Annotated in this window: 23 protein-coding genes and 2 pseudogenes; 22 read left to right on the top strand and 3 right to left on the bottom strand. The window is 49.5% G+C overall.

What is annotated here, in order from left to right; translation table 11 throughout:
- Positions 1-75: 75 nt before the first annotated feature.
- The 12 genes from EKM82_RS02125 (at position 76) to EKM82_RS02070 (ending at position 11,291) form a co-directional block, all read left to right on the top strand.
- Entirely contained in the window at positions 76-336 is a 261-nt protein-coding gene (locus EKM82_RS02125) for a hypothetical protein (protein WP_125766682.1), read from the top strand.
- Between the two features lie 315 nt (positions 337-651).
- Positions 652-1,842, top strand: coding sequence for an XRE family transcriptional regulator (locus EKM82_RS02120; protein WP_125766681.1), 1,191 nt, complete (start codon positions 652-654; stop codon positions 1,840-1,842).
- Positions 1,832-2,158: a hypothetical protein gene (locus EKM82_RS02115; protein WP_125766680.1), complete on the top strand. Its 327-nt coding sequence runs from the start codon at positions 1,832-1,834 to the stop codon at positions 2,156-2,158. The genes EKM82_RS02120 and EKM82_RS02115 overlap by 11 nt, the downstream gene beginning before the upstream one ends.
- 130 nt (positions 2,159-2,288) lie before the next feature.
- Complete coding sequence (locus tag EKM82_RS02110; RefSeq protein WP_125766679.1) at positions 2,289-3,023, top strand: DNA-methyltransferase; 735 nt, start codon at positions 2,289-2,291, stop codon at positions 3,021-3,023.
- 98 nt (positions 3,024-3,121) lie between these two features.
- Positions 3,122-3,343, top strand: a complete 222-nt coding sequence (locus tag EKM82_RS02105) for a hypothetical protein (RefSeq protein ID WP_003606383.1) — start codon at positions 3,122-3,124, stop codon at positions 3,341-3,343.
- A 3-nt stretch (positions 3,344-3,346) separates the two neighbouring features.
- The gene (locus tag EKM82_RS02100) at positions 3,347-3,844 is read left to right on the top strand and encodes an antirestriction protein ArdA (protein WP_125766678.1); all 498 of its coding nucleotides are present in this window, start codon (positions 3,347-3,349) and stop codon (positions 3,842-3,844) included.
- 61 nt (positions 3,845-3,905) lie between these two features.
- Positions 3,906-4,298, top strand: a complete 393-nt coding sequence (locus EKM82_RS02095; protein ID WP_054665765.1) for a conjugal transfer protein — start codon at positions 3,906-3,908, stop codon at positions 4,296-4,298.
- On the top strand, positions 4,282-6,747 hold the full coding sequence (tcpF, locus tag EKM82_RS02090; RefSeq protein ID WP_125766677.1) for a conjugal transfer ATPase TcpF: 2,466 nt from the start codon (positions 4,282-4,284) through the stop codon (positions 6,745-6,747). The genes EKM82_RS02095 and tcpF overlap by 17 nt, the downstream gene beginning before the upstream one ends.
- On the top strand, positions 6,734-8,836 hold the full coding sequence (locus EKM82_RS02085; protein WP_125766676.1) for a CD3337/EF1877 family mobilome membrane protein: 2,103 nt from the start codon (positions 6,734-6,736) through the stop codon (positions 8,834-8,836). The genes tcpF and EKM82_RS02085 overlap by 14 nt, the downstream gene beginning before the upstream one ends.
- On the top strand, positions 8,833-9,828 hold the full coding sequence (locus EKM82_RS02080; RefSeq protein ID WP_125766675.1) for a bifunctional lytic transglycosylase/C40 family peptidase: 996 nt from the start codon (positions 8,833-8,835) through the stop codon (positions 9,826-9,828). Before EKM82_RS02085 ends, EKM82_RS02080 begins: the two co-directional genes overlap by 4 nt.
- Before the next feature lie 9 nt (positions 9,829-9,837).
- Positions 9,838-10,371, top strand: a complete 534-nt coding sequence (locus EKM82_RS02075; RefSeq protein ID WP_125751764.1) for a hypothetical protein — start codon at positions 9,838-9,840, stop codon at positions 10,369-10,371.
- Positions 10,368-11,291, top strand: a complete 924-nt coding sequence (locus tag EKM82_RS02070; protein WP_125766674.1) for a conjugal transfer protein — start codon at positions 10,368-10,370, stop codon at positions 11,289-11,291. Before EKM82_RS02075 ends, EKM82_RS02070 begins: the two co-directional genes overlap by 4 nt.
- A gap of 61 nt (positions 11,292-11,352) precedes the next feature.
- On the opposite strand, the gene EKM82_RS02065 is transcribed toward EKM82_RS02070, so the two are convergent.
- Complete coding sequence (locus tag EKM82_RS02065) at positions 11,353-11,769, bottom strand: hypothetical protein (RefSeq protein ID WP_125766673.1); 417 nt, start codon at positions 11,767-11,769, stop codon at positions 11,353-11,355.
- Positions 11,770-12,208: 439 nt separating this feature from the next.
- On the opposite strand from EKM82_RS02065, the gene EKM82_RS02060 reads away from it, so the two are divergent.
- From EKM82_RS02060 to EKM82_RS02020, 9 genes and pseudogenes are all read left to right on the top strand, one after another.
- Positions 12,209-13,717, top strand: coding sequence for a mucin-binding protein (locus EKM82_RS02060; protein ID WP_125766672.1), 1,509 nt, complete (start codon positions 12,209-12,211; stop codon positions 13,715-13,717).
- Positions 13,718-14,032: 315 nt separating this feature from the next.
- Positions 14,033-14,215 carry a hypothetical protein gene (locus EKM82_RS02055; protein WP_125582104.1) on the top strand — a complete coding sequence of 61 codons (183 nt, stop codon included), beginning with the start codon at positions 14,033-14,035 and terminating at the stop codon, positions 14,213-14,215.
- Positions 14,202-14,597, top strand: coding sequence for an IS66 family insertion sequence element accessory protein TnpB (tnpB, locus tag EKM82_RS11940; protein ID WP_164508056.1), 396 nt, complete (start codon positions 14,202-14,204; stop codon positions 14,595-14,597). The genes EKM82_RS02055 and tnpB overlap by 14 nt, the downstream gene beginning before the upstream one ends.
- Before the next feature lie 16 nt (positions 14,598-14,613).
- Positions 14,614-14,949, top strand: coding sequence for an IS66 family transposase (locus EKM82_RS02045; protein WP_125766671.1), 336 nt, complete (start codon positions 14,614-14,616; stop codon positions 14,947-14,949).
- Between the two features lie 47 nt (positions 14,950-14,996).
- On the top strand, positions 14,997-16,013 hold the full coding sequence (locus EKM82_RS02040) for an IS30 family transposase (RefSeq protein WP_125766670.1): 1,017 nt from the start codon (positions 14,997-14,999) through the stop codon (positions 16,011-16,013).
- A 53-nt stretch (positions 16,014-16,066) separates the two neighbouring features.
- On the top strand, positions 16,067-17,071 hold the full coding sequence (tnpC, locus tag EKM82_RS02035) for an IS66 family transposase (protein WP_225419635.1): 1,005 nt from the start codon (positions 16,067-16,069) through the stop codon (positions 17,069-17,071).
- Positions 17,072-17,159: 88 nt separating this feature from the next.
- Complete coding sequence (gene istA / locus EKM82_RS02030) at positions 17,160-18,380, top strand: IS21 family transposase (protein WP_125766669.1); 1,221 nt, start codon at positions 17,160-17,162, stop codon at positions 18,378-18,380.
- Between the two features lie 7 nt (positions 18,381-18,387).
- Entirely contained in the window at positions 18,388-19,125 is a 738-nt protein-coding gene (gene istB / locus EKM82_RS02025; RefSeq protein ID WP_125766668.1) for an IS21-like element helper ATPase IstB, read from the top strand.
- A gap of 62 nt (positions 19,126-19,187) precedes the next feature.
- Positions 19,188-19,468 (top strand): annotated as a pseudogene (locus EKM82_RS02020) (transposase domain-containing protein); the annotation flags it as partial.
- Between the two features lie 133 nt (positions 19,469-19,601).
- Here EKM82_RS02020 and tnpC (EKM82_RS02015) read toward each other — a convergent pair.
- Positions 19,602-20,261: pseudogene (tnpC, locus tag EKM82_RS02015) on the bottom strand (IS66 family transposase); the annotation flags it as partial.
- A gap of 102 nt (positions 20,262-20,363) precedes the next feature.
- On the opposite strand from tnpC (EKM82_RS02015), the gene EKM82_RS02010 reads away from it, so the two are divergent.
- Complete coding sequence (locus EKM82_RS02010) at positions 20,364-21,380, top strand: IS30 family transposase (protein ID WP_125766955.1); 1,017 nt, start codon at positions 20,364-20,366, stop codon at positions 21,378-21,380.
- Between the two features lie 4 nt (positions 21,381-21,384).
- Here EKM82_RS02010 and EKM82_RS11935 read toward each other — a convergent pair whose 3' ends face one another.
- Positions 21,385-21,774: a transposase gene (locus tag EKM82_RS11935; protein WP_125766667.1), complete on the bottom strand. Its 390-nt coding sequence runs from the start codon at positions 21,772-21,774 to the stop codon at positions 21,385-21,387.
- Positions 21,775-21,818: the final 44 nt, after the last annotated feature.

Below are 21,818 nucleotides of genomic sequence, written 5' to 3'. Positions count from 1 at the left end.
GCCTCACGTTTCAAGCATCATTATACCACATAACGATGCTTGAAACGTGAAATTGCAAATACGAAAGGAGAATATATGAGAATTTCGGTAATCAATAATCAAAGCCGCTTTCAGGAAGACTATGCTGACACGATTATAGCTGGAACACCAGAGGACGCCGAAGACGCCTTGCTGGAAATGTGCGATTACATTGAGCCTTACGAAGACGGAGATCACTGGCTCGAACTCGTCGGTGATCGCACTATCTCGGGCAGGCCCGTCTACTTCTGGTTCACAGCCACCATGACACAAACAGGCATGCAGCTCACTTATCATAGCTGGGCGCACCATTACTGACAATTCCACGCCGTCATCAAGACAAACCCGTTTGAAAGGAGAAAGACTATGACTACCCATTCTGTTCAGCAAAGCTGCACCCTGCCGCCACGCGCGGCGTGCAGCGCGAAAGCCGCAAGCGTGAGTGGCAGCGGTCGGCGCCAGCCGACCGCTTACCCCCAGTACTCTAACAGGGGGGTATTAAATACAACGTCTGTGCCTGAACACGGGGTAGAAAGGTTGACATGACGGCGTTCATACGAAAATTAGTAAATTGTGGATGGCACCTCCAATCCACAATTTTTATTTATCAAGAAGGGAGTGAGCCATTCGGACATGGAAAAATGGACAGATGCGGTCAGGTCACGTCGAAAAAGACTGGGACTGACCCAAGTACAGGTTGCGCGTCGGTTAGGCGTGACCTCACATCATTTTAGCCAAATTGAAAGTGGCCGGACTAACCCCAGTGCGTCGCTGCAAATGGAAATCGACCGGCTGCTCAAGAACTGGAACGACGAACCCGAATTGACGCTGATGTTTGACTACATGCGCGTGCGGTTCCCCACCCATGACGCCAAAGCCGTGATCACCAAGATTCTCGGTCTGACCCCAGAACACTTGATATTTGAGGAACACGGCTTCTACGGCTATTCGGCCATGTATATCTTCTCCAACATTCAGGTCATGGTGGCACCAGTTGGCTCCAACCTCGGCACACTGGTCGAAATGAAAGGCCAAGGCTGCAGGGAGTTTGAAGGTATTCTGCTTAGCCACGGTGAAAACTGGTACGACTACTTTCTTCGGGTTGATGAAGCTGGCGGCATCTTCAAGCGGGTCGATATTGCGATTAACGACATGGTTGGCCTGCTGAACATTCCAGAACTGGTCGATAAGTGTCTGAACAACGAGTGCATTTCCGTCATGCGGTCATTTCAAGGGCTGCAATCAGGTAAGCTCGTGGATCTCGACGAGGCTGGCCGGGGCAATACCCTATACGTCGGCACGATGAAAAGCGACGTGTATTTCTGCATCTACGAAAAGGCCGCCGAACAAGCTGCCAAGCGTGGCATCTCTATAGCCGACACGCCAATCATCAACCGATTTGAAATTCGTTTGAAAAATGAGCGGGCAATCAAGGCGATTGAGAACATGCTGATTACCCGTGACGCCGAAAAGGTCGCGTTTGGTATCATCACCCGCTACATGCGCTTCGTGGATGAAGTCCCGGACAAAAGCCGCTTGAAGTGGCCGCTCAACGAACGTTGGGCATACTTCCTTGGCAAAGGTCGCCAACCGATCCGCCTGACTACTGACCCACAACCCTTTGACCTGAATAAGACCAAGGCTTGGCTCCAAAAGCAAGTCATGCCCACGCTCAAAGTTATCAAGGAAATCGACAACTACTTCGGCACCACTGAATTGCAGCTCATGATCAAGGACGCCGAGCTGACCGACAAACATCTCAAGCTGATTGAACAACAGACTGTTGGTAGCGAGGAGCTAGGAGGTGACATGTTTGGTCAATGACGTGCTTGCTTCTCACCCGCTGCGCGGCAAGGCATTCAAAGACTGCGTGCTGAACGTCTACGTCTACAAGGCCGCGCTAGTCGGTGTCGTCGAGCACAAGAAGTACCGCCGTATCTGCGACATGAACAGTTTTGGCTTCACAGCACAAGACTACATCGCTTGGCGGCACCAGCAACAAGAACACCCGGCAGCTCTGATAGGCCGCGATGGGCGCGCCTTGAACTACGGCGAACTGCGCCGACTGCTTTATCAAACAGCCGAAGATTCAGGCTGGCCGGTCTTCGCTGCACCGGTCAAAGACCTATTTTTCGATTAACTACATTGGTCGCGATTGACCGTGCCAAAACAATCGCAATTCAAAAAGGAGTGATGGTCACAAATTCAACTAAAGGAGTATCAACACAATCGAACTAGACGTCATCTACAATCGCGATTGTCTGGAAGGTATGGCGGACTTACCGACAGCCTCCATCGACATGATCCTATGCGACTTGCCGTATGGCACCACAGCCAACGCTTGGGACAAGGTAATCCCGTTTGAATACCTCTGGGGCCAATACGAACGAATCATCAAACCACAAGGCGCAATCGTGCTAACCGCAACTGAACGATTCTCTGCGGACTTAGTGCAATCAAACCCAGCTTTGTATCGCTACAAGTGGGTCTGGATCAAGAATACTGTCACCAACTTCGTCAATGTCAAGAACCGCCCGCTATCCCGGTTCGAGGAGATTCTCGTCTTCTCCAAGTCGGGCACGGCCAACTTTGGTAACTCCCCCGATACCAAAGGCATGCACTATTTCCCCCAAGGACTGCTCCCCTATAACAAAACCGTCAACTCTCGCAAGTATGAAAACTCAAATCAGTTGCACCCGTGGAACGCCCCTGACAGTTACACGCAAGAGTGGACAAACTACCCGTCTGACGTGCTCAACTACAAGTCTGATCGCACCGGCTGGCACCCGACACAAAAGCCCGTCGATCTTTTTGCCTACCTCATCAAGACTTACACCCAGCCCGGTGAGATCGTGCTGGATAACTGCATGGGGTCTGGCACCACCGCGATTGCCGCAATGGACACTGACCGTCATTTCATCGGCTATGAAATTAGCGAAGAATACTGGCGGCGTGCCCTTGATCGCATCAAGCACCACCACGCCACTCAAACCGAGCTTTTCTGATTCGTTACCCCTGATCCGGTCGCTGCTGACCGCGCCAAAACAGCAGCAATCTTGAAGGGAGCCCTGGTCACAAAACTAAAAATCAAAGGATGATTATTATGAATTTCGGACAAAACTTGTTTAACTGGTTCACCTCCAACGCCCAGAGCTTGGTGCTGATGGCGATTGCCATTATCGGGGTCTACCTCGGCTTCAAGCGCGAGTTCTCCAAGCTGATCGGCTTTCTCGTCATCGCGATCATTGCCGTCGGGCTGGTGTTCAACACCGCTGGGGTCAAAGACGTGTTGCTGAATCTGTTCAACCGCGTCATGGGAGCCTAGCCGATGGACGACATTAAAGTCTTTATTGCCAACCTTGGCAAGTATAACGAGGGTGAGATTGTCGGCGCATGGTTCACGCCACCGATCAACAATGAAGAACTCACCGAAAAGCTAGGGCTGAACGACCAGTACGAAGAATACATGGTTCAGGACTACGAAGGCCCCGTTGTCTTTAGTGAGTATTCAACGATTGGTGAGATCAACGAAGCTGCCGCAGCCGTTGAAGCGTTGAAAGGTACCGACATTTATCCGGCCGTCAAAGAGCTTATCGGCGAGTGGTACGACAACGTAATCGAACTCGCTGCACACAAGGATGCCATCGCCTGCTATCACGTTGCGAATATGGCGGAGTTGGCCGAAGAACTGGCTGACGAAGGCTGGTTCGGCGACATTCCGCCACAAGTCGAAAACTATATCGACTATGCCAAGGTCGGACGTGACCTCGAAATTGAAGGAGGTTTCGTTGAAACACCTCATGGCATCTACCAATTATTAGACTAACTCTCTGGGCTGGCGCTGCAAAAGGCGTCAGCCTTTTTATCTCACTACGAAAGGAGATCACATGAAAAAAGTCAGATCCTACACCAGCATCTGGTCAGTGGAAAAGGTACTGTACGCCATCAATGACCTGCAACTGCCGTTTCCAATTACGTTTACGCAAATGACCTGGTTCATCGTCAGCTTGTTTGCAGTCATGCTGCTGGGTGACTTGCCGCCACTGTCATTCATTGACGGCGCGTTTCTCAAGTACGTCGGCATTCCGGCTGGGCTAACGTGGTTCATGAGCCAGAAAACCTTCGACAACAAGAAGCCAATGGGATTCTTGCGGTCGGTGATCAACTACGCCATTACCCCGAAGCTCACCTATGCTGGTAAACCTGTGAAGTCGCAGAAGGAGAAACAAACCGCTGCTGTGACCTACGTTTGGAGGTACCACAATGAAATTTCCAATTAAGTATATCGAAGACAATCTCGTCTGGAACACTGACAGCGAGTGCTTTGCCTATTTTGAATTGATCCCGTACAACTACTCGTTTCTAAGCCCTGAACAGAAACAACAAGTCCACGAGAACTTCCGGCAGTTAATCTCGCAGAATCGCGACGGCAAGCTCCATTTATTGCAGCTCGCCACCGAAGCCAGTGTTCGGGACACTCTCGACCGCTCGAAGAATTTGGTCAAGGGGTCGCTGAAAGACATCGCCTTCCAACACATTGACGGCCAAGCCGAAGCATTAACCGAAAACGTCGGTGACAACCAAGTGGACTATCGCTTCTTCATCGGCTTTAAGCTGTTGCTGAACGACGCAGAGGTTACCGCCAAGTCTATCTTCAAGGATATGTCCTTGGGCATTCGGGACTTCTTCGCCGAGTTCAACACAACGTTTGCTGGTGACTTCTTCACCATGAACAACGCAGAGGTGGAACGCTACGCCAAGTCCGCTAAGTTCCTTGCCGAAAAAATTGGCCGCCGGTTCAAAGTCCGTCCGCTCGACAAGAACGACTTTGGCTACCTACTCGAACACCTCTACGGTATGACTGGGCAAGATTTCGACGACTATGAATACCACTTACCACGCAAGCAGTCCAAGCGCGACACGATTATCAAGCGCTATGACCTGGTCAAGCCAACCCGCTCACTGATTGAGCAGCACCAACGCTCGATTAAGATCACCCACGGGCTGGATAGCAGTTACGTGACGTACCTGACGCTTTCCGACATTGTTGGTGAATTGGAGTTTCCCGGCAGTGAAATCTTTTATTTCCAACAAAGCCAGTTCGATTTTCCAATCGACACCAGCTTGAACGTTGAGATCGTGACGAACAAGAAAGCATTGTCTAAAGTCCGAAACAAGAAGAAAGAACTCAAGGACTTGGACGAACACGCTTATCAGTCCGGCAATGAGACGACGCGTGGGGTCAGCGACGCGTTGGATTCAGTCGATGAGCTTGAAAGCAATCTTGATCAGACCAAAGACGCGATGTACAAGATCAGCTACGTCATTCGCGTGGCTGGGCGATCCGAAGACGAAATGAAACGCCGTGCCGATCAGCTACTCGACTTTTACGACAGCCTCAATATCAAGCTCGTACGACCATTCGGCGACATGTTGGGGCTGCACGGTGAGTTTATCCCTGCCTCGAAGCGCTATATCAACGACTATATCCAATATGTGACCAGTGACTTCGTCGCCAGCCTTGGTTTCGGCGCAACGCAATCTTTAGGTGAAAAGGAAGGCATCTACATCGGCTATAACGTCGATACCGGACGCAACGTCTACTTGCAACCAGATATTGCCGCGCAAGGTATCAAGGGCACTGTTACCAATGCCTTATCTGCTGCCTTCCTTGGTAGTTTGGGTGGTGGGAAGTCCTTCTCCAACAACTTGCTTGTCTACTATGCTGTGCTCTACGGGGCACAAGCGCTGATTCTTGACCCGAAGTCAGAACGTACCGGCTGGGCGGAGAACCTCGACTTTATGGGCGACGAGATCAATATCGTCAACTTGACCAGTGAGGAACAAAACCGTGGGCTGCTTGATCCTTATATCATCTTGTCCAACTTGAAAGATTCGGAATCATTAGCCGTTGATACGCTGACTTTCCTCACAGGGATCTCAAGCCGTGACGCCGACCGCTTCCCGACGCTGCGCAAGGCGATTCGGGCAGTGACGCAGGCACCCGAACCGGGGCTGTTGAAAGTCATTGACGAGCTCCGCCGCGAAGACACGCCGATTGCACGCAATATCGCTGATCACATTGAATCCTTCACAGACTACGACTTTGCAGCGTTGCTGTTTTCTGACGGGACGGCGCGGCGGACGATCGCCCTTAACCGCAAGATCAACATCGTGCAGATCGCAGACTTGGTGCTGCCAGACGCTGACAAAACGCAAGAGGAGTACATCACTGCGGAAATGCTGTCCGTCGCCATGCTGATGATAATCAGCACTTTCGCGATCGACTTCATTCACCAAGACCGCGCCCAGTTCAAGATTGTGGACTTGGACGAAGCCTGGGCGTTCTTGAATGTTGCGCAAGGCAAAGCCCTATCGATGAAGCTGATTCGTGAAGGTCGCTCCATGAATGCCGGGGTCTACCTCGTCACTCAAAATGCGGACGACTTACTCGATGAAAAGATGAAGAACAACATCGCCCAGAAGTTCGCCTTCCGCAGTACCGACATCACGGAAATCAAGAACACCTTGAACTTCTTTGGCCTCGACGCCGAAGACGAAGGCAATCAGAACCGGCTCCGCTCGCTAGATAATGGGGAGTGTTTGTTCCAAGACATCTGGGGGCACGTCGGCGTGCTGCACTTTGACTATATCTTTGAGCATTTACACCACGCCTTTGACACTCGGCCACCGAAACCCGTGGAGGTGATCGCTGATGACGAAAGCTAACCGTCGACGGCTAATGCTGTTCCTCGGTGTTGTCGCAGCATTCATGTTAGTGCTGGTGCTTGCTGGTTGGCAACCAGTACATGCAGCGGGACTGGTAGACAATCAGTCTGGTGGCTCTAATGAGTATTCCAAGTACCCGTTGTCGCACTACCAGCTCGACTACTTTGTAGATACGAGTTGGGACTGGTTGCCTTGGAATTGGGGGGATGGCATCGGTAAGTCCGTGAGCTACGGGTTGTATGCCATCACCAACTTCTTATGGACACTTTCTGTCTACCTCTCAAACGCTGCGGGCTACCTAATTCAGCAAGCCTACTCGCTGGACTTTATCAAAGATACGTCTGACGCGATTGGGAAGAATATGCAGCTCTTAGCTGGGGTGTCAAAAGATGGCTTCACCACTGACGGCTTTTACCCGGGCTTACTTCTGATGATTACGCTGGTGGTCGGTATCTACGTGGCCTACACGGGCATCATCAAGCGTGAAACCTCTAAAGCCATTTCGGCAATCGTCAACTTCGTAGTGATTTTCATCACGTCAGCTAGCTTTATCGCCTACGCACCAGATTACGTCAGCAAAATCAATAAGTTCAGTAGCGACATCAGCACCAGCGCACTCAACACTGGTTCCAAAATGATTATGGGCACTGACACAGCCACCGATAAATCAGGCGTCGATGCAATCCGCGACACGCTCTTTGAGATTCAAGTAAAGCAGCCATGGACGCTTTTGCAGTTCGGCGACAGCGACGCTGATAATGTTGGCAAAGACCGTGTGAACACGTTGATGAAGACCGACCCGTTTGGCGATAAAGGTAAAACTCGCACCGATGTGGTTAAAGCTGAAATTGAAGACAATGACAACGAGAACCTCTCGCCGACCATGACCATCAATCGGCTGGGCACTACGACCTTTGTTGTCTTGTTCAATATCGCAATCACTTTGTTTGTCTTCTTCCTGACGGCAATGATGCTGTTCAGCCAGATACTCTTTATCATCTACGCGACGTTCCTGCCAATATCTTTCTTACTCGCTATGCTGCCGTCCTTTAACGGGCTAATGAAACAAAACATCATGAAGCTGTTCAACACAATCATGACGCGAGTTGGCGTGACGCTGGTGATCACGATGGCATTCTCGCTATCGGCAATGGTCTACGGATTATCGGCCACCTCACCGTTCTTCCTCGTGGCCTTCCTGCAAGTCACCATCTTCGCGGGTATTTGGATGAAACTCGGCGACTTGATGGGCATGATGCAGCTCCACAGCTCTGACGCCCAGCAAGGCGCACAACGCTTCTCGCGTCGTGGCAACCGCATGCTTCGGCAGTTCGTCGGTAGTGCAATGGGTGGTGCAATGGCAGGACGCTTCCTGTCGCGGGGCTATGGGAAAGGTCGCGGAATGCCGCAAACACCACAACTTCCCGCTGGCACGCAACGCGAGCAAACCGCGGACGCTGCCAAGCCGCAACAACCTAAGAAGCCACGCAGCCAACGTCTGGGTGAGAAACTCGCCGATGTTTCCGATGTCGTTAACAAGCTCAAGGACAAGACTAAACGTGGCCTTGATCAGGTGAAGGACGCACCAACCAACGTTTTATATGGTCTGCATCGTGGTAAGCAACTGACTAAGGAGGCCGCCGAAACTGCGAAGGATAGCTTCAAGGGTCGGCGTGAAGCCAATCAGCAGGAACGTGACAAGCAGCTTGACCAACGGCGTAAGCAAATGCAAGAACGCAAGCTCGCAATCAAGCCGAAAGCTGATCCTGCAAAACCAAAACCAACGGCTACCAAGCTACCGGTTGAGCCAACTCGTAAGCCGACAACTGCCACACCTACCAAACCAAAGCCCGAACAAACTGATACCAGTGGGCAACCTAAGCGCTCTGCCACGAAGCCAACTTCAACTCGGCCTCCGCGGCCAGTCACGAAAGCACAAGCAGACCCCACCATAAAACCGCACCAAGAACCAGCCCCACCAACGAATAGACTCAAGAAGCCACTGACCCTCGTTTCCGAAAAGCCGGCCAAGCCACGCACCCCAAAGCCACAGCGGATCAAAAAGGCTAAGGGGCATAAGAAGCGATGAAACTATGGCGCTGTTTAGCTCTTGCCGCACTCCCGATACTGTTGATTGGCGGTCTGTTCTTTGCGGTCATTGCCTCTGATGATGACGAAGATCAGCCTGCCTCTGCGATCACAGCCGACGCGATGAACTTATCCGCTGAAGTTTACAAGCATAAGCTGACGGTCGAAAAGTATTGTAAAGAGTTCGGCATTTCAGACCAGGTAATGGTGATACTCGCCATCATGCAGGTTGAATCTGGTGGCAAAGGCGGCGACGTGATGCAAGCTAGTGAATCGCTGGGACTACCGGTCAATACGCTAGATACCGAAGCATCAATCAAGAAAGGAGTGAAGTATTTCGCGTCGCTGCTGAAAAGCATGAAAGCTGCGGGCATGGATCTTAACACTGCGATTCAAAGCTACAACTATGGTGGCGGCTTTATCGACTACGTTGCTAAGCACGGCAAAAAGTACACGCTTGAGCTGGCAACGGCTTTTGCCAAAGAAAAGTCTGGTGGTAAGAAAGTCACCTACACCAACGCAGTAGCCAAAGACGGTTGGCGCTATGCCTATGGAAACATGTACTACCTATCGGTTATCTCGCAATACCTCGTCACAGGTGGCGCGAAGTTCGACGACAAAACGGTACAAGCAATCATGGACGAAGCGCTCAAATATCAAGGCACTCGTTATGTGTTCGGCGGCTCAACGCCAACAACGGGCTTCGACTGCTCAGGGCTGACTAGCTGGTGTTACGGCAAAGCTGGGATCAAACTTCCTCGCACCGCACAAGCACAATACGACGCCACGGCACACCTGAACATCAAAGACGCCAAGCCCGGCGACTTAGTGTTCTTCCACTCAACCTATGACACTGCCGACTACGTTACCCACGTTGGGATCTACGTTGGCGGCATGAAGATGTACAACGCCGGCGATCCGCTCGGCTATGCCGACTTGAACTCAAGCTATTGGCAAGCCCACCTGATCGGCGCTGGGCGCGTGAAGAAGTAGGTGACGATAATGAATCAAAACGGTATCAGCTACTTTGACTGGATGGATCTCATCACCAACACCTACGACGACGCGCTGCAAAAGGCACATGTCGATCTAAAATTTGGTGATAATCGCGCACTACGCAACAAGGAACTCGACTTTGCGTCAGGCGAGTGGGAACGCATCAAATTCTTTAAACAACGCTTGCCCAATACCGACGACCTGTGCCACGTCCTTGACCGCTTCGTTGACCGAATGCCGGAAATGGAATACGGGCACCGGCGTGAGTATCGCCTTGCCGTCGCGCATGAAGTGGCCGTTGATCGATGGCTCAAAGGCAAGGTGTTTGCACCAGAAGACCGTAAGTATATCCTCGACCGCGAACGCTACTTGGCCGAAGAATACTTCAACAACGACCGTGAACTCGGTCAGTATATCGAAACTGACTATGAGGGCTACAAGCGGATCTCGCTTCAACGCCTATTCGTGCGCTTTCTCGATATTTACGATGACTTTTACCGCTGCTACGAAATTAGAAAGGACAAGGTGAATGAACCTTGAGTAAAGATAAAGCCCAAAAGAAAGGCTGGTTCAAGAAGAAGCCAGCCGCCCCAAAACCGCCTAAAATTAAGCACCATGGTCTGCGCCGCCCGGTCACACTGCTTTGCTGGGCAGTGTTAATCAGCAGCACCAGTTTCGGTGTCTACAAGAACATGACCGCCATCGACACCCACACGGTGCATGAAGTTCAAGTGATCAAGACTAAGGTGATTGACACGCACGCCTTGGCGACCTTCACCACCGACTTTGCCAAGCTCTACTATTCGTGGCAACCCAGCCACGAATCACTAGATCAGCGGCAGAAAGCCTTGCAGCCGTATCTTGTGGAGCAACTGCAATCGCTGAACGCCGACACCGTGCGGAGCGACATTCCCACAACTGCCGCGGTCAGTGAGGTCAAGGTTTGGGACGTGAGCAAGACGACCAAAGACACCTTCCGCGTGCTGTTCACGGTGAAGCAAGACCTCACTATGGGTAAAGATAAGAAGTCTGTGGCCAGCTCTTACACCATCAACATCATGCAAAATAACAACGGTGATATGGTCATCACCAAGAATCCCACCCTCGCTGCGGAACCGGCGACGGCACGGATCAAGCTGCCAGATACGCAATCTGATAACTCGGTAGACAGTGCCACCGCAGACGACGTAACCAAGTTTCTCAAGACGTTCTTCACCTTGTACCCGCAAAGCGATCGCAACGAACTCAAGTATTACGTCAAGGACGGCACGCGGCCGATTGACCGGAACCTCAAATTCGTGGAGCTGCTTGATCCGGTCTTCAAGCAGACGAAGAACCGTCTCACCGTCAACTTGTCTGTGAAGTACATTGATACTGACAACGATATGAGCCAAGTATCGCAATACACCCTGACCCTTTCCAAGCAAAGTAACAACTGGATAATCACCGACGGTATCTAGAAGAATACCCGGCACGACCTCACGCTGAAACTAGCGTAGTAGGTCGTGCCGGGTATTGTCGTTATTCTGGTTGTGTCGCGACGTTTCGACTGTGGACTTTACGAACGATAAAGTAAGGGAGGTAGCCGAAAACAAAGGTTAAGATCACGATCTTGGTGAGCACTCTACCAATCTGAACTATGATGAATATTGCTAATGCTGTAACCGCTAGGATGACGACCACGCGCATGACTGAATAGAAGAACCACAGAAACAGCGGCAGGGCGAAGTATGCCAGTACACAGACTAGCAGTGTCACTGTAATCATCACCCAGCCTTGCATGAAGAACGGAGATAGCACATGCCACCACAGTACGCTAACCGCATTACTGCAGCCCGTAATCAGTACCACAAGCAATCCGCCGACGGCATTCGCAACAAAGTCAATGCAAGCATCAAGCCCAGAATTCACCGTTGAAATCAACGATCCAATCATCAATGACTCCTCCCCCCCATTTCATATTGGAGCTTGAGGATACCAGATGCTGACGCAGGATTGCAACTAATTAGTGAAGCAGCTCGGTTCACTGATGAATTCCGAGCAGAATAAGGCTGCAAATTCTAGGGATTGATTAGGATTATGAACCGATATTAAGAACACCATCGCTCATTTTCACTATCTGGTCCCACGTGTCAATCTGAGTCAGGTCATATATGGTAGCGATTATTAATTGATTTTTAGAAAAATCTGGATCAAAATCGGTTTCAAACAACTTTGGATTTTCTTGCTTGGCGTCTTTGAAATGTTTCTGAATTTTCTTCTGGTTACTTTCTGAGAGGTTCTGGAAAGAAACCTTCATATAAGACGAATCAAAGCCCCATATTTACATTAGTGCTATAATGAAAAGGAAATTAATTTTTTGAAGGGGAAGGAAACGATGTTTTCAAAAAATAATCATTTGCTAACTGATCGTCAATGTACACACCAAAACCCTAAATTTGCTTTACGGAAGCTGAGTATTGGGGTAGCTTCTGTCCTGTTGGGAACTATTTTCTTGATGGGTGAAGCTAATGTCCAGGCGGACACGGTTACTGATGCTAATCAAGAGAACCCAGTTATCGCTACGACGACTGCTGATACTCAAAATAAAAGTACAAGCAAAAGCAATATTGATCAGGCTAAACAACTGATTAATAATCAGACTACTGTGGTAGAAAATGAGAAGCCTGCTAATCCATTGCCAGACTATAAGCCGATAACGTATGTTAACTATGATGCCGTAAGTATCTATCCTGCGAATGATGCTCAGGGGAACCCATCAGTCTATGTGAAGGATCATATATTTGATAATGTTCATAAGCCAGGCGATCGGGTTTATGACTTCATTAAGGGGGCTAATGGTTGGTCTTCCGGTGTTTATTACTATCACCAAAACAAACAACATACGGCTGGTTACCATGCTTTGACACCAGTGGATGCCAATGATCGTTCCAAGGGTTATCAAGTTCCGGATTTTGAAGCCGACATTTTAGGTGGCGAAGGGATTGCCTTAGATAAAGATGGCCATTTAATTGGTGCCTATCCGGGTGAAAGTCATTATAGTAGTATGGCACCAGGAGCGGCTGTAAATACTTATATAACGCTTCATCCTGATCAGCAACGAGTAGAGATTAACTTTTTGGATCAAACCACTAATAGCTCCTTAGGAAAAGTTGTTTTGTGGGGATACAGTGGGATTCAAAGTCAATTTAAGGTTGATGATTTATTAGCTAAATTGAAATCTTTAGGATTTGAAGTTACTTCGTCTGATTTTCAAAATGGCTTCCATTACGATAGTACTAACAACGATTACTATAGCAGCTCCGATCCTAATCAGTGGCAAGATAATCAGTTACAGTTCTTTACGATTGTCCTCAGCCATCCACAATCAACTGAGAATGGTCAAAAGACCATTACGAGAACCATCCATTATAAGTACAGTGATGGTAGTCAAGCCCAACCAGATAAGGTACAAACGATTACCTTAACCCGGATGGGTTCTAAGGATGCAGTTACAGGCGAAATTACCTGGGGTGCTTGGTCGACGGGTAGTTTTGATGCTGTTACTAGCCCAACGATTGCTGGCTACACTCCAGACTATGCCCAGATTGATGCTGAAACCGTTGATGGTAATAGTACGGACATCGAACAGGCCGTTACTTACATCAAGGATCAAGTTGCTACTCCTGATGATAGTCAGGGAACTAAGGGAAACCAGCATACAAAAACTAATACTACTAGCCAAGAGACCGCTAATTTGACTAAGAATAGCCTAACTAGTAATAAACAGCAGGCTAATCGATTGCCTCGGACAGGTAACCAAAGTGAAACTGGTGCTGTGGCATTAGGTTTAGCAACGATGCTGGGTATGTTAGGCTTAGCCGGGTTAAAGCGTAAGCATCAATAAGCTGAATAACTAGAAAGCGACACTCAACTAAAATGGCTGAGTACATCTTTTCTACTCAAAGTCAAGTTATATCAGTGCTTAATTACTGTTTTGGCCTGACTTTTTGGCTCTTTGTCAAATGGTGTTGAAGAATACTATTTATCTTTTGGAAGGTTCTCTCTTCGGAGGGGGCCTTTTGTTATTTCAGCGATGGTAAGCACCCAATAACCGACCGCCTGGCAAACTAAGAAGTAAGCACTCAATAACTGACCGCATGTATAAAGCAGCGCCCTAGCAGTACCCTTACCTCATCATGAAGAATGGTGAGGTGTTTTTATGGACAAACCAGATATTGTCAGAATCAAACTTGACGAGGAGCATCGCCGCCCTGATCTGAATCCATCGACCAAGGCCCTTCAGCTCAAAATTGGCAACAATAAGACCGTTGTCGTTTACAACCACATCCAAGGCTATATCCTGGATGCGTTGATGAAAGCCGTGTTTGATGATGCTCATTGATATTCGTAAGCTAAGCGGCATTTACTTGATATGCGGTCGAACCGACTTGCGTCGCGGAATCGATGGCTTAAGCAGCATGCTCCAGGAAGAATACGCGCTAGACCCGTACAGTCGGGCGCTCTTTCTGTTCTGCGGGACCCGAAAGGATCACTTCAAGGCACTCTATTGGGCTGGCGATGGTTTCGTACTGCTTTACAAACGCATTGAAGATGGTCGGATCCAGTGGCCAGCAAACCAGAACGAAGTGAAAAAGCTTCACGCAAAGCAGTTAGAGCGTCTGCTTTCAGGCTGGGGACTGGAGCCAACAGTGAAGCCGTTTTGTCCACGAAAAAATGCTAGGAAGCCTGGTACACCAGTGCTAAACTCAACTCATCACGAATGAATAGAGGGCGACGCCCATGACGACAACGACCGAAGACCTGCTCAAGCAGGCACTTGATCAAAATCGCGAACTCACGAAGCAGATCCAGGATTTGACGGAGCAAGTCGCGTATTTGACTCGTAAAATCTACGGCTCCCATTCAGAGAAGATGACTGATCCGAATCAGTTGTCTCTCTTGGAGGAAGGCAGTGTTTTTACCGACCCAGAGCTCACTGGGCACCAAAGCGAAAAAACGGTCGTAACATCAACTCGTAAGCCTAAGCGCAAGCGTGTTGAAACAATCGATCCGAATTTACCCCCCAGTTTACAATTCAAGTGCAACACCCTGACGACTAGACCAAAAAGGCCATGAAGACCTATTCTTGTTAGTACTAGCTAAACAAGAAAGCAGGAATCTTCATGACCCACTCTCAGACTAACACCCACAAGCATTACCAACAACTCAGTTTTAGCGACCGTGCTACAATTCAGGCCCTTCGGGCTGCTAGTGACACCGCGACCGTGATTGCACAGAAGCTTCATCGCAGTAAAGCGACAATCTCACGAGAAATCACGCGTGGATCTGTAACTCAGCTCGACTCGAAGCGTCACTCGCATCAAGTCTATCTTGCGGAAACTGCCCAAGCCATGCACGACCGTAAACGCGATAGAACCGGTCACTACGCCTTTCTTAAGACCGGCCGTGCGTTCTTCAAGGCTCTCGCCAGGGAGCTTACTCGTAAGCCGCGCGTACACAGCGTTGATAGCTTCGTACACTTCTATCGCGACCAGGGCAAGGCTTGCCCTTCAACGACAACTGTGTATCGCTACATCGACGCCGGGCTGCTTGAGTTAGACAACATGACACTTCCCAAGAAGCTCCGACGCCGCATCAAAGGCTATAAGAACGCCCACAAGCGCAAGAATAAGAAGATATACGGCGACTCAATCGAGTTGCGTCCTGCGGCCGTGAATGACCGCACAGGCGTGGGACATTGGGAAGGCGACTTGGTCAAAGGTATTCGCTTAGCTGATGAGCCAGCATTAATGACGCTCACAGAACGGTACAGCCGGACTGAGATCATCGTCAAGATTCCTGACTATCATGCGGGCACCTGCCTTAAAGCCTTGCAGGACACAATCGACGACTACGGGGCCAAGGAATTTGAGAGTATCACTTTTGACAATGGTTCCGAGTTTGCCAAGTTATCAGAGATTGTTGGAACCCAGATTTACTTCGCACATCCGTACTCGCCTTGGGAGCGTGGCACAAACGAGAACGCCAATGGACTGCTTAGGGAATTCTTCCCGAAAGGGAAGTCTCTCAGAGCAGTTACCCTGGTTGAAATTCAAGCAGTCCAATCCGCACTGAACCATCGTCCCAGACGTATTCTGAACTATCTTCGCCCATGCGATTACTACCGATGCATGGCGTAACAGCCTAGACCACTATCAAGAATTCGTTATCATCGTTGCACTTGACTTGAAAATTGAGGGATCCGAATTTACCGGTCGAAGAGACCATCATTTACCGGCAGAGTGATCTCTGTGAGGATGGACATCAGTTAACTAAGCTGGGCAAGCACCTGGTGCGCGAACAAGTTCAGCACATCCCGGGTCGTTTGTATGTAGAGAAAATCTACGAGCAAACCTACAAGTGCTCAGCATGCGAGCAGCAAGATGGCCAGTCGCATTTGTATCAAGGCCGTGCGCCGCAGGCGCTGATCCCGCACAGTATCGCGACCTCGTCCCTGGTGGCGGAAGTCCTTCATCAGAAGTACACGCTGGGGACACCCTTGTATCGCCAAATCAAAGAGTGGAATCGTGCCGGTATTCTGGTGAGCGAGTCCACGCTAACCAATTGGGTGATTAAGACCGCGGAACTGGTCAGACCAGTCTATGACTTATTGCATAGTCACCTGATTTCTCAGCGGTTCCTGCAAGGTGACGAGACCCCCTTCCAGGTCCTGAAAGAGCCTGGCAAACGGGCACAGAGTAAATCGTACATTTGGGTCGAGCGTAGCATTAGCCGAACTGAACAGCAGGTCGTGTACTATGCCTATGGTGATACGCGGTCTGGCAAATTTGCCCAGCACATTTATACCGGCTTCACCGGTGTACTGCAGTGCGATGGTTATTCAGGCTATAACAGTTTGGGTGATAGCGTCACGCGAGTGGGGTGCTGGGCACATGTGCGGCGAAAGTTTTACGATGATGCCGCAAAGGTCAAGGAACAGTTTCGTTCAACGATACCCTTGGAGCTCCTGAACAATATGTTCAAGCTCGAGGAGCAATGGAAGAACTTAACTGCAGAAGAACGCCTGCGACATCGGCAGGCGGAGCTCAAGCCGTTGATCGATCAATTTTGGACTTGGTGTGATTCAGCCAATCCGGCACCGAAATCGCGGTTAGGCGTGGCCTTGACCTACGCAATCAATCAACGCCAGTTGCTCAATCGCGTGTTGGATTACGGCGAGTGTAAATGGCGGTCATAAAATGTAGGAAAATGGCAATGCAGAATTGTCGTTTTTCCTACATTTTTTCATACCATGTTTCTCATCGTAACCAAGGAGGTTCAACACGATGAGACATGATATTCGCCAAGGAGTGAAACAATATATGAACGACGATATAAAGCCAAATTATGCCGCCTTAGCTCGCCAGTACAACGTAGATTATCGGACCGCTAAGCGTGCCTTTGAAGAAGCTCGTGATGATTCAATTCTCGGCGTTCACGTTCAGCAGCGTCCTAGTTTGCTTGATGACTACCGTGACGTGATCAACGCTAAGTTAGAACTACACTGCTCAGCCATGTCGATTTTTCTCTTCATCAAGAAGAAAGGCTTTCAGGGCCACTACACTATTGTGCGAGACTACTGCAGCAAAGTTCGCAAGCAACGGATCCAAAAGGCAACTATTCGAGTTGAGCACACGCCAGGCCTTTGCGGCCAGGTAGACTGGAAAGAAGAGATGACCTTGTACAGCAGCGATGGCACACCCTATCGATTCAACATCTTTCTTTATGTGTTACCGTACTCCAAGCTGAAATACATGACGTTGATATTTGAACGTAGCCAAGACACGTTGTTCGAGTGTCTAGAAGACGCGTTTGTGCACACGGGCGGTGTCCCGACGGAGATTTGGTTTGACAACATGAAACAAGTCGTCGATCACACAAAATCTTCGTTTGGACATCCAGTTTTCAATGAACGGTTTCGTCAGTTTAGTCAGGATGCTGGTTATAAGCCAATCGCCTGTCGGCCATTCCGCCCCCAAACAAAGGGAGTTGTCGAGGCACTGGCGCGCACCACTGAACGCTTGCGCGTCTATAATTACGAATTCACGGACGGTGTCGAGCTAATCAACCTCGTTGCCGATTTCTGTGAGGAGTTGAACCATGAGGTCTCACAGGCCACCAACGAAGTTCCGCTGTACAAGTGGCAAGACGAAGAAAAAGAGTACCTGCATCAGCTACCGGACGGTCTACTTGAGCCCTTCTTCGAAGAAGGCATTCGCCGTGTCGTGTCGAAGGAATCAATGGTGGTCTTTCGCAAATGTAAGTACTCGGTAGATCCACGCTACATCGGTCGCACAGTTGACGTTGAGCTGACCAATGATGAGCGCCGTATCCAAATTAAGTATAACGGAGAAATGATTCGGGCGCACGACATCACCACTCATCAGTTTAATTATAATGAGCATGATCGGATGGAGATCCTTCGTTCTGATTTACTGAAGGGTCGGAGCGACAAGGACATCGAAGCGTACATTACTGAACATCTAAGTCAGTATGACGAAGTGTGAGGCCGCCATGACAAGTAATTTTCAAGCAGTACTGAATACCCTCGATGAGCTTGGCTTGAGTAAGATGAATGCCTATTTGCCAGAATACATTGACCAAATCAATTCGCAGCAACTCTCTTTTACTGAGGCATTGCTTGATCTAACGGAGAGAGAATTGACCTGGCGGGAAAGCCGGCAGATTGGTCGCGTGATTGAACGCGCCAGATTTCCCCAAGAGAAAACGTTAAAGGAATTCGACTTTGCCTTTCAGCCGAGTATCAATCCTCAAGAAATCAAAGGTTTCAAAGACCTCGCGTTTCTAGAGAAACACGAAAACCTGATTTTTATAGGTAGTCCGGGGGTTGGTAAGACTCATCTTGCCATCAGCATCGGTATTGAGGCCTGTAAGCAAAATAAGCGGACATTGTTCGTCAACTGTCATGACCTACTTCTACGGCTCACGACGTCATATCAAAAAGGGACTCTGGACAGGGCCATTCACCAGTTTGCCAGGTATGACTTACTGATCATTGATGAAATCGGCTATCTGCCAATCGATCACGACGAGGCCAATCTCCTGTTCCAAGTGATCAATGCCAGATATGAGCAGCATTCGACTATCATTACGAGCAACAGTGAACTCTCTACCTGGGTAGACATCTTTCAAAATCCCACCGTAACGGCCGCCATTCTCGATCGATTAGTGCACCATGCCCACGTGATTAAGATCACTGGCAAATCCTATCGACTACGAAGTCGTGGGTAAGCGCCAAAAACCTACATTTTTAACCGCCATAATCCTGCATTTTCAAACCGCTATTGACAGCCGAGATCGATCTCAGCAACAATGCCTCCGAAAGGAACATGAAGGCGTTCGTGATTGGCCGCAAGAATTGGCTATTTGCGACTAGCCCTAAGGGCGCCGAAGCAAACGCAATTTGGATGACGATTGTGGAGACGGCCAAGGCCAATGGCCTGGATCCTAGAAGATACATCGAAGATCTGCTTGAATGGATACCGCAGCTCCCCGCCTTCGTAAAGCCGGAACAGCTTGAGGCTATTTGCCATGGAATATTGAAACAGGCTCGTCAAGAACTATAAGTGCGTAACCGACAATGCGGCCCGTCCTCCACGAACTGGAGAACAAACCGCATTTTGCGTCTAATTCAAGACGGTCGGTTATTGAGTGCTTACACTAAGAAGGGGCGTAATCCGCATTCTCAGATTACGCCCCTTCGTTGTTCAAGCAATCTCTTGTTTTGATGGCTTCAGATACTGATTCCAAGGTGAATAAGACTCAGCTTGTTCTCTCGTAGGAGAAGTGGGAAGCTGCGACAGCTCGTGCAGAAGACGTTCGATGTAAGTTCTTGGATCCAGTCCGTTGGCCTTTGCGGTCTCAACAATCGTCATCCAGATGGCGTTGGCCTCGGCACCCTTCGGGCTCGTCGCAAACAACCAGTTCTTGCGACCGATCACGAAAGACTTCATGTTTCGCTCTGAAGCGTTATTACTCAGATCGATCTCGCCAAACTCCAAGACACGGTTGAGCATTTGGCGCTGATTCAAGGCGTAGGTCAAAGCGACGCCCAATCGCGACTTTGGCGCTGGAGCGGCTTGTTCACACCATGCCCAGAACTGATCGATCAGCGGTTTCAGGTCGGTCTGTCGACACTTCAGACGCTCCTCTGGCGAGAGAAGGCGCCACTGTTCTTCCAAATGGAACATCTGGTTGAGCAGCTCTAAAGGCTTCGTGCGAGTGAACTTACCTTTGACCTTCACGGCGTCATCGTAGAACTTGCGTCTTACGTGGGCCCAACAACCAACCCGGATGACGCTGTCGCCGAGGAGATTATAACCGGCGTAGCCATCACACTGCAGGACACCCGTATAACCTGAGTAAATTCCCCAGTTTACAATTCAAGTGCAACACCTTAGCGACTAGACCAAAAAGGCCATGAAGACCTATTCTTGTTAGTGCAACCAGACAAGAAAGCAGGAATCTTTATGACCCACTCTCAGATTAACACTCACAAGCACTACCAACAACTCAGTCTTAGCGACCGTGCTACAATTCAGGCCCTTCGGGCTACTGGTGACACCGCGACCGTGATTGCACAGAAGCTTCATCGCAGTAAAGTGACAATCTCACGGGAAATCACGCGTGGATCTGTAACTCAGCTCGACTCGAAGCGTCACTCGCATCAAGTCTATCTTGCGGAAACTGCCCAAGCCATACACGACCGCAAACGCGACAGAACCGGACACCACGCCTTTCTCAAAACCGGCCGTGCGTTCTTCAAAGCTCTCACCAAGGAGCTTACCCGCAAGCCTCGCGTGCACAGCGTTGATAGTTTCGTACACTTCTATCGCGACCAGGGTAAGGCTTGCCCTTCAACGACTACCGTGTACCGCTACATCGATGCCGGGCTGCTTGAACTAGACAACATGACACTCCCCAAGAAGCTCCGACGCCGCGTCAAAGGCTATAAGAACGCCCACAAACGCAAGAACAAGAAGATATACGGCGACTCAATCGAGCTGCGTCCTGCGGCCGTGAATGACCGTACAGGCGTGGAACATTGGGAAGGCGACTTGGTCAAAGGTATTCGTTCGGCTGATGAGCCAGCGCTGATGACGCTCACAGAACGGTACAGCCGAACTGAAATCATCGTTAAGATACCTGACTATCATGCGGACACCTGCCTTAAAGCCTTGCAGGACACGATCAACGATTACGGTGCCAAGGAGTTTAAGAGTATCACTTTTGACAATGGTTCCGAGTTCGCCAAGCTGTCGGAGATCGTTGGAACCCAGATCTATTTTGCTCATCCATACTCGCCTTGGGAGCGCGGCACTAACGAGAACACCAACGGACTACTCAGGGAGTACTTCCCGAAGGGAAAGTCTCTCAGGGACGTTACGCTGGTTGAGATCCAAGCAGTCCAATCCGCACTGAACCATCGTCCCAGACGTATTCTGAACTATCTTCGACCATGCGATTACTACCGACGCATGGCTTAACAACCTAGACCACTATCAAGGATTCGTTATCATCGTTGCACTTGACTTGAAAATTGAGGGAAGATTTTTTCTTTTGCAAGTAGTAGTCTGCGATGTGGCACTGATGGTAGTGACTAGCTGAAGCCATTTGGCCAATGGTTCGGTATAAGATTTTACGAGCCATTGTATTACCGCGTTTACTAATATGGTCAGCCGTAATAAATTGTCCGGATTCATAATGACGCAAATCCACTCCAACAAAAGCATTTGAGGCATTCGGGTTCCGAAAGCGTCGAATGTCACCTAAGGTGCCTAAGAGTAAGACAGCGGTTGTGTTTGAGATTCCTGGAAGTAAAATTAAGACAGTAGCTAATTTATCATTTCGCAAATTGCAAGAACAAGTTAGCCACCCCATGGCACGACACCGTGAGATGAACTGTTATCTTTGATGAGTTGAGT

The organism is Lapidilactobacillus wuchangensis (assembly GCF_003946645.1).
GTDB lineage: Bacteria > Bacillota > Bacilli > Lactobacillales > Lactobacillaceae > Lapidilactobacillus > Lapidilactobacillus wuchangensis.
This window is presented reverse-complemented; position numbering and strand designations above follow the sequence as displayed.

Excerpts from the sequence above, each read along its gene's own strand:
- EKM82_RS02125 (WP_125766682.1), top strand. The coding sequence starts at position 76 with ATGAGAATTTCGGTAATCAATAATCAAAGCCGCTTTCAGGAAGACTAT.
- EKM82_RS02120 (WP_125766681.1), top strand. The coding sequence starts at position 652 with ATGGAAAAATGGACAGATGCGGTCAGGTCACGTCGAAAAAGACTGGGA.
- EKM82_RS02110 (WP_125766679.1), top strand. The coding sequence starts at position 2,289 with ATGGCGGACTTACCGACAGCCTCCATCGACATGATCCTATGCGACTTG.
- EKM82_RS02105 (WP_003606383.1), top strand. The coding sequence starts at position 3,122 with ATGAATTTCGGACAAAACTTGTTTAACTGGTTCACCTCCAACGCCCAG.
- EKM82_RS02100 (WP_125766678.1), top strand. The coding sequence starts at position 3,347 with ATGGACGACATTAAAGTCTTTATTGCCAACCTTGGCAAGTATAACGAG.
- EKM82_RS02095 (WP_054665765.1), top strand. The coding sequence starts at position 3,906 with ATGAAAAAAGTCAGATCCTACACCAGCATCTGGTCAGTGGAAAAGGTA.
- tcpF (WP_125766677.1), top strand. The coding sequence starts at position 4,282 with ATGAAATTTCCAATTAAGTATATCGAAGACAATCTCGTCTGGAACACT.
- EKM82_RS02085 (WP_125766676.1), top strand. The coding sequence starts at position 6,734 with ATGACGAAAGCTAACCGTCGACGGCTAATGCTGTTCCTCGGTGTTGTC.
- EKM82_RS02080 (WP_125766675.1), top strand. The coding sequence starts at position 8,833 with ATGAAACTATGGCGCTGTTTAGCTCTTGCCGCACTCCCGATACTGTTG.
- EKM82_RS02075 (WP_125751764.1), top strand. The coding sequence starts at position 9,838 with ATGAATCAAAACGGTATCAGCTACTTTGACTGGATGGATCTCATCACC.
- EKM82_RS02060 (WP_125766672.1), top strand. The coding sequence starts at position 12,209 with ATGTTTTCAAAAAATAATCATTTGCTAACTGATCGTCAATGTACACAC.
- EKM82_RS02055 (WP_125582104.1), top strand. The coding sequence starts at position 14,033 with ATGGACAAACCAGATATTGTCAGAATCAAACTTGACGAGGAGCATCGC.
- tnpB (WP_164508056.1), top strand. The coding sequence starts at position 14,202 with ATGATGCTCATTGATATTCGTAAGCTAAGCGGCATTTACTTGATATGC.
- EKM82_RS02045 (WP_125766671.1), top strand. The coding sequence starts at position 14,614 with ATGACGACAACGACCGAAGACCTGCTCAAGCAGGCACTTGATCAAAAT.
- EKM82_RS02040 (WP_125766670.1), top strand. The coding sequence starts at position 14,997 with ATGACCCACTCTCAGACTAACACCCACAAGCATTACCAACAACTCAGT.
- istA (WP_125766669.1), top strand. The coding sequence starts at position 17,160 with ATGAGACATGATATTCGCCAAGGAGTGAAACAATATATGAACGACGAT.
- istB (WP_125766668.1), top strand. The coding sequence starts at position 18,388 with ATGACAAGTAATTTTCAAGCAGTACTGAATACCCTCGATGAGCTTGGC.
- EKM82_RS02010 (WP_125766955.1), top strand. The coding sequence starts at position 20,364 with ATGACCCACTCTCAGATTAACACTCACAAGCACTACCAACAACTCAGT.
- EKM82_RS11935 (WP_125766667.1), bottom strand. The coding sequence starts at position 21,774 with ATGGGGTGGCTAACTTGTTCTTGCAATTTGCGAAATGATAAATTAGCT.